We start from the raw sequence: 13,451 nt of genomic DNA, 5'->3' as shown, positions 1-13,451 counted from the left end.
AGCCCCAGAATTATCGGCGAAGACGCCTCCTATCCTCTACCGCCCCTGCCGGAACTTTCGGCCGCCCAAGGACCCAAACGTCCAAACAGAAGGAACTTAGGCCCGTTCCCGGATCCTGAATCCCCGGCCCGCAGATCGGGATCAGTACCCGAGGCCCATCAGGAACTGCACCGAAGCAAGAACCTCCGGGCGTCCGTGGGTCGGATCGACGTCGATGACCTTGGCGGCGTCCTTCGGGAGGTACTCCGCCACCAGCTTGAAATCGACCTCGCCGAGGCTCGGCGGCAAGCCGAAATCGTCCGGCGTCGCGTCTCGCAGGTGCACGCCGTAGGTTCGGGACGCGAAGGCCTCCAACCAATCGCCCTGGTTCTGGAGACCCAGCTTGCCGCGACGATAGATCCGCGCTGTGTCGTGCCAGAAGCCGACCTTGTGGGCAGCCAGGTCGTCCATGACCCACTGCACCGCCTCGAAGCCGAAGAGGTCGTGCAGCTCGTTACCAGGAGCGATGGCGAGCTTGGTCTCGGGAAACTCCTTGCGCAGGGTATGGACGGAGCGACAGAAGTGTTCGATCTGGCGGTGCGACTTGGTCTGCACCTTCCGCATGAATTCCCGCGTCTCCTCCTGGAGCAGCTCGAGGTCGTCTCGCTTCACGGTCGAGTGCTTGTGGAGCAGCCGGTCCGCCTCGGCGTCCAGCTTCTCGTTCTCCACGGCGCAGCCGCGCAAAATCACCGTCGGAGCGCCGAGGCGCTGGGCGAGCTGGATGTGCCGCCTCGAACTCGCGAGCGCCATTTCGCGCTGCTCGGCGTTGAGGCTGCCGAGCTTGCTGCCGGACATGTTCGGGCCCTTCGCCTTGAGGGAGCCGACCACGAGGCATTCCATCTCGATTCCCGTCTCGCGGCGGGCGTCATCCCATCCGCGAAGCTCCGGCGGCGTCGCCGAAAGCCCGAGTTCGAGCTTCCGAAACCCCATGGCCACGGCCGAGAAGGCCTGGTCTTCGATCGAACGCAGTCTGGGTCCGTAGCAGGACGTCGACAGTACGAGCTCGTTAGGGATTCCGGGCTTGGTCACGCTCGAGGGGGCTGAGTTGCGAGGGACGGAGGCAGGACTGCCCTGGGGGTCAGGGCGGTGGGAGGAGGTTGCCGGTAGGCCCGGGCAATGTCAATCGTGTCGACGATCCACGGGTGCTTTCTATCGCGCGAGAGGGAGAAACGATGGGAACGAGCGTCGGATGTCGCACCTGTCGGCCGCGGAAGGTGGCGCTGCCTCATTCGGAGACGTCGCGGCCCCGGGCGAAATCAGACGCGGACCTCACTCTGGACGCCGAGGTCCTCCGCGAACTCGGCGAGGATCGGATCGACCTCCTCGACGAGGAACTCGTCCACCTGCTGGGGCGCGCGGCCCACGTAGCGGCGGCCGTCGAGGAGCTCATCGAGATGCCCCGCGACGTCCGAGAACGCCGGATCGGACGCGAGACGCTGGCGCAGATCGGATTCGCGCCCTTCCTTGATCTCGGTGGCAGCGAGGTGGCTGTGGACGCGGATGCGCTCGTGGAGGTCCTGACGATCTCCGCCCGCCTTGACGGCCTCCATCATGACGGCCTCGGACGCCAGGAACGGCAGCTCCGCGTCGAGATGCCGCGCCACGATCGCCGGGTAGACGATCATCCCGGACGCGACGTCGACGTAGAGATTCAGGACCGCATCGGTGGCGAGGAAGGCCTCCGCGATGCTCAGGCGGCGGTTCGCCGAGTCGTCGAGGGTCCGCTCCAGCCACTGGTTCGCGGCGGTGTGGGCGGCGTTGCCCGTCAGCTCGATCACGAAGCGGCTGAGGGCGCAGATCCGCTCGGAGCGCATCGGGTTGCGCTTCCAGGGCATGGCCGAGGAACCGATCTGCTTGGCCCCGAACGGCTCCTCCAGCTCGCGCTTGTTGGCGAGCAGCCGCAGGTCCGTCGCGAACTTGTGCGCCGACTGGCAGATCGACGACAGCACCTGGAGCACGCGGAAGTCGAGCTTGCGCGGGTAGGTCTGACCGGTCACGCCGAACGTTCGCGCGAAGCCCATCTTCTCGGTCACCCTGGCGTCGAGCGCGCGGACCTTGTCGTGGTCGCCTTCGAACAGCTCCAGGAAACTCGCCTGGGTACCGGTCGTGCCCTTGACGCCGCGGAAGCGGATCTGGGTCTCGACCTGGCGTAGATCGTCGAGGTCGTGGACGAGGTCCTGGATCCAGAGGCACGCGCGCTTGCCGACCGTGGTCGCCTGGGCGGGCTGGAAGTGGGTGAAGCCAAGGGTCGGCAGATCCTTCCACTGACGCGCGAACTTCGCGAGCGCGTCGAGGGTCGAAACGAGCTGACCACGGAGCAGCCGCAGCCCCTCGCGCATCACGATCAGGTCCGTGTTGTCCCCCACGTAGCAGGACGTGGCCCCGAGGTGGATGATCGGCCGCGCGGTCGGGCAGACGTCCCCCCACGCATGCACGTGGGCCATGACGTCGTGGCGCAGCTCCTTCTCGTACTTGGCGGCGAGGTCGAGGTCCAGGTCCGTGGCGTGGGCCTTGAGTTCGTCGACTTGGCCCTGGGTGATGTTGAGCCCGAGTTCACGGCTCGACTCGGCGAGGGCGATCCAGAGCTTCCGCCAGGTGGTGAACTTCGTGTGGTCCGAGAAGTTGGCGCGCATGGCCCGGCTGGCGTAGCGCGTCCCCAGGGGGCTCTTGTACTCGGGCTCGGGGAGTTCGTCGTGGGCGGCGGGGTCTTGCTTCATCGCGCGGGGAGTCTAACGGCTCGGGAGCGCGGGGTCCGCTCAAGCTTCGGGAACGAGCGGGATCTGGGCGTAGAAGCGGTCGAAGGAGCGGCGCAGCTTCCAGACCCCGACCACGAGGACCACGAGTCCGATCCCCCAGGCCCAAGGGCTATGCGCCCAACCGCCCTCCGGAGAGAGCTCGTTCTTGCTGCCCATCATGGGAACGACAGCGGCGAACCCCGTCGCAAGCGAGACCCAGAGCAAGGCGCGTTGCTTGCGGGAGTCCCGCCAGTACGAAGTGGTCCGAGCCGGCAACTGGTCGCCGCCCTTGAGCGCGACCATGCCGACCCACGGGAAGGCAACGAGAACGTACGGCAACACCAACAGGAACCCCGGCAAGTGCGTGGGCAGAGGAGCGCCGCTCCCCGCCAGCGCGGTGACCGCGACCACGAGCCCAAAGCTGGTCACGAGCCCCGCAGCGAGAAGGCCACCCTTCAGATACCTATGAAACGCGGCGCGGCCCAGGACGTGCCGGCTGAACGGCTGGTAGCCCTCCAGGTGACCTTGTGAGAGCCCCCACATGGGGAACATGGCGAGCGGGAAATACAGGTTCATCACCACCGTTCCGTAGCGAAAGTCCTTGTCAGCGGTCTCGGGCCGACCCCAGATCGATTCCGATACGCTGGCCAGGAAGCTGCCTTCGGGCATTTCCGCGCCATGGGCGACCCACAGCATACCGCTGCTCATCAGGGTCATGCTCCCCAGCGCGCAGGCGACGATCAGCACGACCCTTCCGTGGAACCGGGGCCCTCGGCAGCGCCAGCGATAGCCCTTCGACGCCTGCAAGCGAGACCACGGTGTACGGTGTGCCGATAGCAGCGGCTGCGCCACCGCGGGTGTGACACCGCCGCCAGACGTCACGCGCGAAGGCGAATGGCCGGCCTTTCTACGTGGGATCCGGAGGGCCAGGAACTGATCCACGATTCCCACCCCCCCGAACAGGATCGCCAGCCTCGGGTAGGCATCCACCACTCCCATGAGCCGACCTCCGTTGATGGCGACCATCAGTGCGGCGAGAAACCAAACCGGTCGCGGATTGCCGGTCCTGCGAGAGTGGGAAGCAGCTCCCAACCCGTAAGCAAAGACGGCCACGGCCGCGCCGGCCAACGGCCCGATTCCATGGAGCGCTGCGACCCCGGCTCCGAGGATCGCAGTGACCAAGGAGAGCATGGCGCTGCCGCGTCGAGTCTTGGTGACCAGCGCTGGCAGAAGTCCCATGCCAGGAACACCGCGAACGAGGGCAAGTCCGTTGGCGAGAAGGAATGCCAGTACGAGCGGGAGCCAAACCGCGAAGACCGCAGGTCGCTCGAGTTCAGGAACGGTGTAGCCCAGAAGCCCGGTATGCTCCCTGACCTTGACGGCGACCAGCGCCGCCACCACGATCACGAATCCCCGAAGTGGCACCCCCTGCGTTCCTCGCGGATTCGCGTTTACGAGCCATGACGCGAGCCGTAAGGAGTCCCTGGTCGTGACCTTCATCACGCCACCTCCAGTTCACCGTTTCTGCGCGGCTCGAGCATCAGAGGAAACAGGTCTTCCAGTGACAGGCGGCGCACTTCGACGTGAACTCCGTGCTCGCGCTCGAAGCTGCGGCGCTCCTCGTCCCCGGCTCGAACCCAGATGTGGAACTCGCTCCCCAAACGCGCGGAGTGCACGACGTACGGCATCCTGGCCACGATGGGACGGTCCACACGCTCACCCGTGACGATCCACAGCTGGTGCTTGTCCTTCAGCACGTCGAGGTCCTCGTTCGCACCGATGCGCCCGTTGTTGAGCATGGTGATTCGATCCACGATCGATTCGATGTCGCGCAGCACGTGGCTCGACAGAACGACGGTCGCGCCGTCTTCCATCATTCGATCGCGCAGGGCCTGGAGAACGACGCCGCGGAAGATCGGATCCTGTGACGAAACAGGTTCATCGAGGAGGATCAGTCGCGGGCGATGACAGAGCGCCACGAGCACCGCGAGGCGCTGGCGCGCTCCCCCGGAAAGGTCTGCCACCTTCTCCCCACGGTCGGGGCGAAGATCGAACTCGTCGAGCAGGCGCCTCTCCAGGTCGAGGTCCCACCCGGGCCGCATCATCGCCACGAAACGGATCTGGCTCTCCACGGTCATCCAGCTGAGCAGCTGGTACTGCTGATCCACGAAGCCGATCTGCGCGAGCCGATCATCGTCCAGCCGGCGCGCATCCTGCCCCAGCGTCAGGCACTCGCCCTCGCTTGGGATCAGCAGGCCGAGCACCGTGTGCAGGAGCGTCGACTTGCCGGCGCCGTTGCGGCCGATCAAGCCGGTCGCCGTGCCCTCGGGAACGGTCCAGTCCACGCCGCGAAGGACGGGCGCGCCGCCCAGTTCGAGCTTCAGGCCGCGGGTCTGGATGGGATGGAAATTCGTCATGGAAATAGAGAAGCGCGGGACGCGCCTAGGAGTCCTTCAGGAGCTGGCGGAGGACGTCGATCGCGACCTCCAGGTCCACACCCAGCTGGCGAATGGCCGACGCGGCGGGCTCGAGCGCTCGCTCGAGTTCCTGCCGTTCGTCCGCTTCCCGGGCGTCCGGGGTCCGCGCGGCGACGACGCTGGGCTTGCCGGGTCGGCGCTCGATCACGCCGAGGCGCTCGAGTTCGCTGTAGGCCTTGCTGACCGTCATCGGGTTGACGCCGTGGTCGGCCGCGATCTGCCTGGTGGAGGGCAGCTCGGCGCCTACCGCGAGCGTCCCAGCCGCGACCTGGAACCGCACCTGGTCCACGATCTGGCGATAGACCGGGACGCCGGAGTGGCGATCGAGGTGACATTGGAGAGGTGGCATGACGGGGATGGCGGCGACGCGACGATCAGCGCCTATGTGTATTGATATACATATACACCTGGTTCGACAGCGCGCAAGGGGTCCCCACAAAGATTTCTGCTCTTTCCGCCGAACGGCGGCTCAGAAAGGCCACGGGCCGCCGCCCGCCTTCGCCGAATACCACGTCGCGAGGCCCGCCGAGGCGGCCGACGCGGCGACTCCCGCCACGATCCAGCGCAGGAGCCCGGACGTCTTCGCGTCCTCCCGGCCCAGGTAGAGCGTCACCGCCACGACGAAGAACGCTCCCACCGTGTCCGAGAGGAAGTCGAGGAGCGACGCGTCGCGACCCTCCACCGTGGACTGATGCACCTCGTCGGTGAAGCCATAGATGGCGACGAAGGCCACGAGCCACACGGCCCCCACCGGCGTCAGCGCCGTCCACCGCAGCCCGTGCGGCCCCTTGCGCCGCGCGAAGAGCGGCACGAGCAGCAGGGTCAGGATCCCGAACACCCCGGGGTGCGCGAGGTTCATCAGGAAGCCGCCGAACGCACCGAGGTCGAGGCCGCCCAGGGCGGGCTGGCCGGAAGAGAGCACGAAAATCAGCGCGGCCCACGAGAGCGGCGCGAGCCAGCTCAAGAACCGCGGCTGCGTCACCAGCACGGTTCCGAGGAACCGCATGAAACGCACCGTTCGGCCGGGCCGCTCGCCAGCGTCACGGGAGTCAACTCGCGGCGCGTCCATGCCCCTTGCGCGCTTCCAGCGCGAGCCCGAGCCCGTCGACCGAGGTCGACACGTCGAGTTCGTCCACCATCTGCGCCAGCAAGAAGAAGCCGCGTCCGCGCTCGTCCTCGAGGTCCGGGATCCCGTCCTCGGGCTCGATCATCGAACGCACGAGCGCAGGCTCTCCGCCGCCCTGATCCTCGACGCGCACCGCCCAGAGGACCGAATCCTCCGCACACTTCACCCGCACGAAGAGCCGCATGCGCACGTCCTTCGGAAGATCCTGCAGCTCCCGCGCCGCGCCGCCGCCGCCGTGGTCCACGGCGTTGTCCAGAAGCTCTCCCACGACGAACTCCAGCGTTTCGATCTCGGCGGTGGGCAGACCCTCGGAAACCGCGAATTGCCGCGCGATCCTGCGCGCCATTCGACCGTGGGCGTGCGTCGCGGGCAGGTCGAGATCGAGGGTTCCCGGCTCATCGTCGCGGCGCACGACCTCCGCCCGCGCGGGCGTGTGGGCGCCCGAGCGGTCCGCACCGCCCTCGTCGTCGAACTCCAGATTGAGCGAAAGGTCGAGCGCCGGCGCCGAATGCGTCAGCGCCCCCATCGAGATGCGATCGACCCCGGACCGAGCGACCGCAGGCAGCGTGGCATGGGTGATTCCGCCGGAGGCCTCGAGTTCGACGGTCTGCCCCAGCTCGGCGGCCAGCGCGCGCAGTCGTGGCACCATCTCCCCCATCCGCTCGGGGGACATGTTGTCGAGGAGCACGACGTCCGCGCCGCCGCGGATCCCCGCCATGGCCTCGGCTTCGTCGCGCGCTTCGGAAGTGATCTTGACGTCCGGCCCGACGTCCGCGCGGATCTCGCGCAGAACCTCTTCGAGCGGCCTGCCCGCGAGGTCCACGTGGTTCTCCTTCACCATGACCTCGTCGAAGAGGCCGATCCGGTGATTGCAGCCACCACCCACGCGCACGGCGTACTTGTCGAGCGTCCGCATGCCGGGCGTGGTCTTGCGCGTGTCGAGAATGCGCGCGCCGGTGCCTGCCACGAGGTCGACGCACTTGCGCGTCTGTGACGCGACCCCCGACATGCGCTGAACGATGTTGAGCGCCGTGCGCTCGGCCACGAGCAGCGCGCGGCCGTTGCCGTGGGCGTGCAGGACGATGTCGCCCGGTACGACGGTCTGGCCGTCGGGCACGATCGCCTCGACCGTCGCCGTGGGGTCGAGGTAGCGGAGGGCGCGGTGGAATGCCTGGCCGCCAGCGAAGACGCCGCTCTCCTTCGCGACGAGCGTCGCGCGCCCACGGCGCCCCTGGGAGACCGCCGTTCGCGTCGTGAGGTCCCGGCGCACGAGTTCCTCCGGGGTTGTCTCGTCGGTGATGACGAGACCCAGGTCCTCGGCGAGCGCACGACGGATCAGGTCGTCGAGCGCGTCGTTGATCAGCTCCGTGTCGTCCATGGGTGAGCCCTCTAGCTTACACGGGATCATTCAGGAGGTTGCATCGTCGGTGCGCGCAATCCCATCGGGGACAGTCCGGTCGCCTGGCCTTCCGCCCATTCGGCGAGCAGCTTCGAAACCGCCTCGGCGGCCGCCCGGGCCGTGGTCGACCCGATCCCGTGCAGGGCATCGGCCGGAGCGCGTGGCCCCGCCCGCTGGTAATAACGGGCCAGATCCAGCGCCCGCTTGCGCCCGATGCCGCGGGCCTGGCGCAGAGCTCTGGGGTAGGGCTCAGGTGGCAGCCCGGGCGCGAGGCCCTCGAACAGGCTCCTTTCCGCCGGCGAGAATGCCGTCGCACGGATGTCCCAGTCGGGGGCACTCAGCCCATCCAGGGCGCGCCGGTGCCGCGCGCCGTCCACCAGCTCGCCCAGGAAGAGAGCCCACCAGCCCCCGGCGAGCAGCGCCAGAACGATGACCCGATCCACTCCCCTGAATTGTCCTGCCGCTCCCATCACCAGGGAGACCTCTGCCACCCGACAGGGGTTGCGGCCCGGAGAGGCAGATCGTTCGAAAACCAAAGATGCGCCGGGTCTATCCTCGCCGTGTACATCCGCGCCGTGTACATCTGCGCCGGGGATCCGCGCCGGCTCGAAGCTCAGCGCTTCTCACGGGTCGCGCCATTGGCCAGGCGCTGGCCCACACTCTGTCCCATGGACGACCCGGCCGATCGATCGCCGCCCAGGCCAGCGCGGCTGGTCGCCCGAACCCGCGAGAGCCGGCTCAGGATGCCGTTCGAAAGCGTCTGCAGCGCGCGGCTCACCTCGGCCTCAGGCTCGTCCTCGACGACCGTCCTGCGCCGCTGGCTCGCCCGGAAGACGGCGCGATCCTCGGGCAGCTCACCGATCAGCTCGATCTTGCGGCCAAGGAACTTGAAGACCACTTCCTCGAGGCGCCGCGCGACGCTCGCCGCCTCCTCGTGGGAGGAGGCGCGGTTCACCACCAAGAACGGCATCGGGCGCTCGATCCCCTGGACTTCGCACTGGCGCACGAACACCTTGAGGAACGCGTAAGCGTCCGTCATGGCGGTCACGTCGGGCGTCGTGACGATCACGGTCGCGTCGCAGGCGACCGCAAAGGCCACCGTCTGGCGCGAGAGTCCTGCGGCCGAATCGACGACCAGGTGTTCGTAGTGGGGCTCGAGTGCGTCGAGCCCGCGACCGATCATTTCCAGCTCGAAGGTCTTGAGACCCGCCAGCCTGGCGAGCCCCGAGCCGCCCGCGAGCAGGTCGACGCCGTTCTTGCAGGGCGTGACGATGTCCGCCACGCCGACCTCTCCCGCGATGACGTTGGCAAAGCTCTGGCGGGGCTGGGCGTCCTGGAGGATGTGTGCGTTGGCGCAGCCGAGGTCGCCGTCCAGGAGAAGCGTCGGGCCGCGCCGCACGAACAGTGCAGCGAGAGAAGCGCTGATCGAGGACTTCCCGGTTCCTCCCTTACCGCTCGCGATGCAAACGGACTTCGCGGTCCTGGGGGCCGGAGAGGCCCCCGGACGAACGGCGTGGCCCGCTGGAGCTGCGGATACGGGTCCCCCTACGCTTTCGCATGCTTCAGACCGGACCGGTCCGCGCTGGCGTCGGCCCAGTCCGAAGAGCTGACGCGCTTGATCCCACCGGGTCATGGGTCGGCACTCCGCCTCGGAGCGCTGGGGTTGCAGGGGTTAGGCGTTCTTGGAAGGATTCCGACGCCGGGCAGGCGGGGGGGCCGCGTCGTTCCCAAGTAGTCAGCGGTTTGAAAGGGGTCGATCTCCACCCCTTTCTTTCGGGAATTTCCCCACCACCATCCGGGAAGGTGGCTCAGGGCCTGGCCCCGAGTTGTTTCTCGAGGCGCTGGCGGTGGAAGTAAGTGAGAGCCAGAGCGAGCGCGTCCGAGGCATCCAGGGGCTCCGGCGCGGCCTCCAGCCCCAGCTGCATCGCCACCATCTTGGCCACACGCTCCTTGTCCGCCGAGCCGACGCCCACCAGCGTTTTTTTGGCCTGGGAGGCCTGGTACTGCACGACTTTCGCCCCGTGGCATGCGGCTGCGGACAGCGCCACGCCACGCCCCTCACCCACCCGGAGGGCCGACTGAACGTTGATCGCGGTGTAGGCGTGCTCCACGACCACGACCGTGGGCCGCAGGCGCTTCAGCACCATGTCGATTTCCTGGCGGATGAACCCCAGGCGCGTCGGCACGTCCCCGGATCGGCTCGCCCGCAGGGCCCCAGCCGCCAGGAGCGCTGGCCCCTCCGGTCGGAGCACGATCGCCCCGTAGCCCACGACGAGGGTCCCCGGATCGATCCCGAGGATGATCGGCCACTCGACGTTGTCGGGAACCTGGGGTAGATCGTGGGCGGACATGGAATGCGTGCGTGGCCTAGAGCGCTCACGCTAAACCATCGCACGCCTCCGATCGAATGGCTGCTGCTCGGTTTTGGTGGATCACGATCGAGTATCGTTTCGCCCACAACATGGAACTCCGTGAAAAGAACGAGGGCCCGCCCCTCCGCGCTGCTGCCGTCCTCCTCGCCGCCGGCGCCTCCCGCCGCATGCGCTCCGATGGATCCAAGGCGCTTCTGACCGTTGGCGGCCGCACCGTGATCGAGCGCTCCGCCGCCGCTCTCCTCGCCGCCCCCTCCGTCGAGGAACTCGTCGTCGTCACGCGACCCGAGGACCGCGACGCCGTCGAGGCAGCGCTCGGGCTCCATGCGAGGTTCCTCACCGCCATCGTCGACGGTGGCGAAGAGCGCACCGATTCGGTGCGCTTTGGCGTGCGCGCGGTCTCGCCCCGCGCCGACGTCATCCTCGTCCATGACGCGGCGCGCTGCTTCGTCGATCCGGTCCACGTCGAGGCCGTCGCGCGCGCTTCCTACGAGCACGGCGCCGCGCTCCTGGCGACGCGCGTTCGCGACACGCTCAAGCTTTCGCACAACGGCTTCCAGTCCGAGGAAACGGTCGACCGCGATCGCTTCTGGGCCGCCCAGACGCCCCAGGGCATGCGGGCCGCTCGCTTCCTCGACGTGCTGATGCGATCCGAGCACGACCGCTTCCGCGCCACCGACGACGCCGCGCTCCACGAGCACTACCACGGACCGACGAAGCTCGTCGAAGGAAGCGCGTGGAACATCAAGCTGACGACCCCGGACGACCTGGAGCTGGGCGAGGCGCTCGCTGCGCGCGTCTCCAGTTCCCTGGCTTCGAAACCCCAAGGATCCTGAACGATGACACTTCGCGTTGGCCTCGGCACGGACATCCACCGACTCGAAGAAGGCCGTCCCTGCATCCTCGGTGGCATCGAGCTACCCCATCCCACCGGGCCCATGGGCCACTCCGATGGCGATGCGGTCCTGCACGCCTTGATCGACGCCGTGACGGGCGCGGCAGGCCTCGACGATATCGGCACGCTCTTTCCGAACGATGACCCGCTCTGGAAGGACGCGGATAGCAAGGCTCTGCTCGTGGAAGCCGTTTCGCTCGCGGCGAAGAAGGGCTGGCACGTCGTCAACGCAGACGTCGTGATCTCCACGGAAGGTCCGAAGATCAAACCCCATCGCGCGGAGATGCGCGCGAGCATCGCCAGGCTTCTTGGCGTCGACGTGGACGCCGTGAACGTGAAGGGCAAGACGCTCGAGGGCCTGACGGAGATGGCCGACGGGCGTGCGGTTTCCGTGCAGGCGGTCTGTCTGCTTCAGCATCGCTGAAACAACGAGCGAAACGTCGCCAGTTTCCAGATCTGCCACGCCGGGATGACACTCTTGCAATAACCGAGGGAAATGGCCCGCCATGAGTCGCATCTCATGCCCTGGGGGTCTCGCGAGCGCCGCGAACGATGGGCAGGTGCTAGGGTGGAGCTTCACCCTGACCCCCCTATCCCATGCGCCCATTCCTCCCCACCGCGATCGCGTCGATCCTCTTCTCCACGGCTGCCTTCCTTCCGTCTGCGTCCGCGCAGGTGATCGTTCGGGAGCGCGGGACCGACACGCAGAACTCGGGCGCGATGGACCTCGTTCAGCTCCAGGGAGGACAGACCCTTCTCCAGAACGTCGAGTTGCTGGACTGCACGCTGACGGGCTTCGCACGCAAGGATCGGCTACGCCTGAACCTGCCCCGACCGGGGCAGACGGCGGACCTGCCCGACCATGTCCTTCTTCCGGGCGGCGGGTCCCTCTGGCGCGTTTCGGAAGGGCTTGACGAGGTGCTCTTGCAGATCACGCGTCAAGGATCGCTGAGAACGCTGCTGCGCACGCCCGCTGCCAACGGCGGCATCGCATCCCGCGTTTCCGTCGCTCCCGACGGCGAGGCCGCGATCGTCTCTGCCGGTCGCGCGGTCTGGTGCGTCGACCTCACGGGCGAGAGGGAAGCGACCTGCCTCACGGAGCACCTCGGATCGCTCTCGATCTCATCGCGCTCGTTGCGGCTCAACGCCCACACGGGCTACTTCATCTCAGGCGATCGCCTCTACCGCTGCCCCGCTGGAGCCACCGGCGCGGACAGGGCCGTCTCCGTTCCGCTCCCGTTCGGTCCGAACGAGGAGCTCACCCAGGAACTCGTGCTCGCCTCGGAGAGCCCGACCGTGCTCGTGACGCTGGAGCACGACGAGAACTCGCGCCGCTTGATCGCCGTGCACGCGGGCGGCGATCTCGAGATTCTGACGCCCCTCCCGGAAGCCCTACCGCTCCCCGGCCTCGGCCACGACCTCGGCCCCTTCACGGCCATCTCCCCGGATGGATCGCACGCCGCGTGGCGGACGGAAGGCGCTTCCGAGGAGCTCTACATCACGTGCCTCAACGGCGGCCCCGTTCAGCACGTTACGACCCTGCCCGAGTACCCGGCGTACCTCGACAACATCGGCGTGCTGGCCTTCGGCATCTCCAACCGCCTGTGCTTCTTCGCAGGCGACCGAGTCATCAGCGGCATCACGGGCGCAGAGCAAATGGGTGCCGCCGACATGTACGCCGTTTCCGTGGACCCTTCCTGTGGACTGCAGAGCCGCAACGTATCCGGCACGAGCGGCAGCTTCACCCCGCCGTTCGCCCTGCCCGGACAGATGGCGCTGGAAGCCACCTTCCTCGATCCCCTGGGCGAGCGGTTCTTCGTCGAGCAGGAACCGCTCGAGGGCCCCGAGTTCATCTCGACCTTCGCGATCAACGCCTTCCCCGGACAGGGCAGCTACGGCTCGGTGGACATGCTCGTGCACCACGACGACTTCGAGTACTACACCGCGGGAACGGCGATCCTCGTGTACACGGAGCGCGAGCAAGGATCGACGGACATCGTCCATTTGAGCCTGATCCCCGCCCACGATGGGAACGGGCCGCAGACGATCGACCTGGGCAACTGGCACCCATCGACGCGCGTCGAGCAGGTGGCCTTCAGTGGCACGAACGCCTGCGTCCGCCTGAGCGTCGAGGGTGAGCCCGTGGCGCTGTGGATCGATCTCCTCTCCGGCGAGCTCCTGCCGATCTTGCCCATGACGGTGGGACAGACGCTCGAGATCGGCAGCCCGCTGACCTTCGATCACGTGGGGCAGCTGCTCCTCGGTGCCAGACGGCCCAACGGACGGAGCGGCTGGTTCAAAGTGGCTGCCCCTGGCGCCGCGCGTTCGCTTTCGGTTCCCGCACGGCGGGGGTTCTTCCTTCCTTACTGATCGCTGCTTCCGCCGTCAGGGGCGATCTGCCCCGAAAG

Annotated in this window: 13 protein-coding genes; 3 read left to right on the top strand and 10 right to left on the bottom strand. The window is 67.7% G+C overall.

Annotated elements, in window-relative coordinates; translation table 11 throughout:
- Positions 1 to 141: 141 nt before the first annotated feature.
- The 10 genes from Poly30_RS05765 to ruvC all read right to left on the bottom strand — a co-directional run bounded on the left by Poly30_RS05765 (position 142) and on the right by ruvC (position 10,127).
- Entirely contained in the window at positions 142 to 1,068 is a 927-nt protein-coding gene (locus tag Poly30_RS05765) for a TIM barrel protein (RefSeq protein ID WP_145195198.1), read from the bottom strand.
- Positions 1,069 to 1,295: 227 nt separating this feature from the next.
- On the bottom strand, positions 1,296 to 2,756 hold the full coding sequence (gene purB / locus Poly30_RS05760) for an adenylosuccinate lyase (protein WP_145195195.1): 1,461 nt from the start codon (positions 2,754 to 2,756) through the stop codon (positions 1,296 to 1,298).
- A 39-nt stretch (positions 2,757 to 2,795) separates the two neighbouring features.
- Entirely contained in the window at positions 2,796 to 4,199 is a 1,404-nt protein-coding gene (locus tag Poly30_RS05755) for a hypothetical protein (protein WP_145195193.1), read from the bottom strand.
- A 74-nt stretch (positions 4,200 to 4,273) separates the two neighbouring features.
- Positions 4,274 to 5,191: an ABC transporter ATP-binding protein gene (locus Poly30_RS05750; RefSeq protein ID WP_145195191.1), complete on the bottom strand. Its 918-nt coding sequence runs from the start codon at positions 5,189 to 5,191 to the stop codon at positions 4,274 to 4,276.
- Positions 5,192 to 5,216: 25 nt separating this feature from the next.
- Complete coding sequence (locus Poly30_RS05745; protein WP_145195189.1) at positions 5,217 to 5,600, bottom strand: GntR family transcriptional regulator; 384 nt, start codon at positions 5,598 to 5,600, stop codon at positions 5,217 to 5,219.
- A gap of 120 nt (positions 5,601 to 5,720) precedes the next feature.
- Complete coding sequence (locus tag Poly30_RS05740) at positions 5,721 to 6,257, bottom strand: VanZ family protein (protein WP_419191008.1); 537 nt, start codon at positions 6,255 to 6,257, stop codon at positions 5,721 to 5,723.
- A 43-nt stretch (positions 6,258 to 6,300) separates the two neighbouring features.
- On the bottom strand, positions 6,301 to 7,755 hold the full coding sequence (gene nadC, locus Poly30_RS05735) for a carboxylating nicotinate-nucleotide diphosphorylase (protein ID WP_419191007.1): 1,455 nt from the start codon (positions 7,753 to 7,755) through the stop codon (positions 6,301 to 6,303).
- Between the two features lie 26 nt (positions 7,756 to 7,781).
- Entirely contained in the window at positions 7,782 to 8,219 is a 438-nt protein-coding gene (locus Poly30_RS05730) for a hypothetical protein (protein WP_145195183.1), read from the bottom strand.
- A 170-nt stretch (positions 8,220 to 8,389) separates the two neighbouring features.
- The gene (locus tag Poly30_RS05725) at positions 8,390 to 9,409 is read right to left on the bottom strand and encodes a nucleotide-binding protein (RefSeq protein WP_145195181.1); all 1,020 of its coding nucleotides are present in this window, start codon (positions 9,407 to 9,409) and stop codon (positions 8,390 to 8,392) included.
- A 175-nt stretch (positions 9,410 to 9,584) separates the two neighbouring features.
- Positions 9,585 to 10,127 carry a crossover junction endodeoxyribonuclease RuvC gene (gene ruvC, locus Poly30_RS05720; RefSeq protein ID WP_145195179.1) on the bottom strand — a complete coding sequence of 181 codons (543 nt, stop codon included), beginning with the start codon at positions 10,125 to 10,127 and terminating at the stop codon, positions 9,585 to 9,587.
- A 110-nt stretch (positions 10,128 to 10,237) separates the two neighbouring features.
- Here ruvC and ispD point away from each other — a divergent pair, with 110 nt between their 5' ends.
- The 3 genes from ispD to Poly30_RS05705 all read left to right on the top strand — a co-directional run bounded on the left by ispD (position 10,238) and on the right by Poly30_RS05705 (position 13,413).
- Entirely contained in the window at positions 10,238 to 10,984 is a 747-nt protein-coding gene (gene ispD, locus Poly30_RS05715; RefSeq protein WP_419191006.1) for a 2-C-methyl-D-erythritol 4-phosphate cytidylyltransferase, read from the top strand.
- A gap of 3 nt (positions 10,985 to 10,987) precedes the next feature.
- Complete coding sequence (gene ispF / locus Poly30_RS05710) at positions 10,988 to 11,467, top strand: 2-C-methyl-D-erythritol 2,4-cyclodiphosphate synthase (RefSeq protein ID WP_145195176.1); 480 nt, start codon at positions 10,988 to 10,990, stop codon at positions 11,465 to 11,467.
- Positions 11,468 to 11,640: 173 nt separating this feature from the next.
- Entirely contained in the window at positions 11,641 to 13,413 is a 1,773-nt protein-coding gene (locus Poly30_RS05705) for a hypothetical protein (RefSeq protein WP_145195174.1), read from the top strand.
- The last annotated feature ends 38 nt before the right edge of the window (positions 13,414 to 13,451 follow it).

It is taken from the genome of Saltatorellus ferox, from assembly GCA_007751475.1.
Taxonomy (GTDB): Bacteria; Planctomycetota; UBA1135; order UBA1135.
Note: the sequence above shows the minus strand (reverse complement) of the source record. Positions and strands in the feature narration are given on the sequence as shown.

What these genes read in the sequence shown, in the direction of transcription:
- Poly30_RS05745 (WP_145195189.1), bottom strand. Translation starts at nt 5,600, where the DNA reads ATGCCACCTCTCCAATGTCACCTCGATCGCCACTCCGGCGTCCCGGTC.
- ispD (WP_419191006.1), top strand. Translation starts at nt 10,238, where the DNA reads ATGGAACTCCGTGAAAAGAACGAGGGCCCGCCCCTCCGCGCTGCTGCC.
- ruvC (WP_145195179.1), bottom strand. Translation starts at nt 10,127, where the DNA reads ATGTCCGCCCACGATCTACCCCAGGTTCCCGACAACGTCGAGTGGCCG.
- Poly30_RS05725 (WP_145195181.1), bottom strand. Translation starts at nt 9,409, where the DNA reads ATGACCCGGTGGGATCAAGCGCGTCAGCTCTTCGGACTGGGCCGACGC.
- Poly30_RS05750 (WP_145195191.1), bottom strand. Translation starts at nt 5,191, where the DNA reads ATGACGAATTTCCATCCCATCCAGACCCGCGGCCTGAAGCTCGAACTG.
- nadC (WP_419191007.1), bottom strand. Translation starts at nt 7,755, where the DNA reads ATGGACGACACGGAGCTGATCAACGACGCGCTCGACGACCTGATCCGT.
- purB (WP_145195195.1), bottom strand. Translation starts at nt 2,756, where the DNA reads ATGAAGCAAGACCCCGCCGCCCACGACGAACTCCCCGAGCCCGAGTAC.
- Poly30_RS05740 (WP_419191008.1), bottom strand. Translation starts at nt 6,257, where the DNA reads ATGCGGTTCCTCGGAACCGTGCTGGTGACGCAGCCGCGGTTCTTGAGC.
- Poly30_RS05705 (WP_145195174.1), top strand. Translation starts at nt 11,641, where the DNA reads ATGCGCCCATTCCTCCCCACCGCGATCGCGTCGATCCTCTTCTCCACG.
- ispF (WP_145195176.1), top strand. Translation starts at nt 10,988, where the DNA reads ATGACACTTCGCGTTGGCCTCGGCACGGACATCCACCGACTCGAAGAA.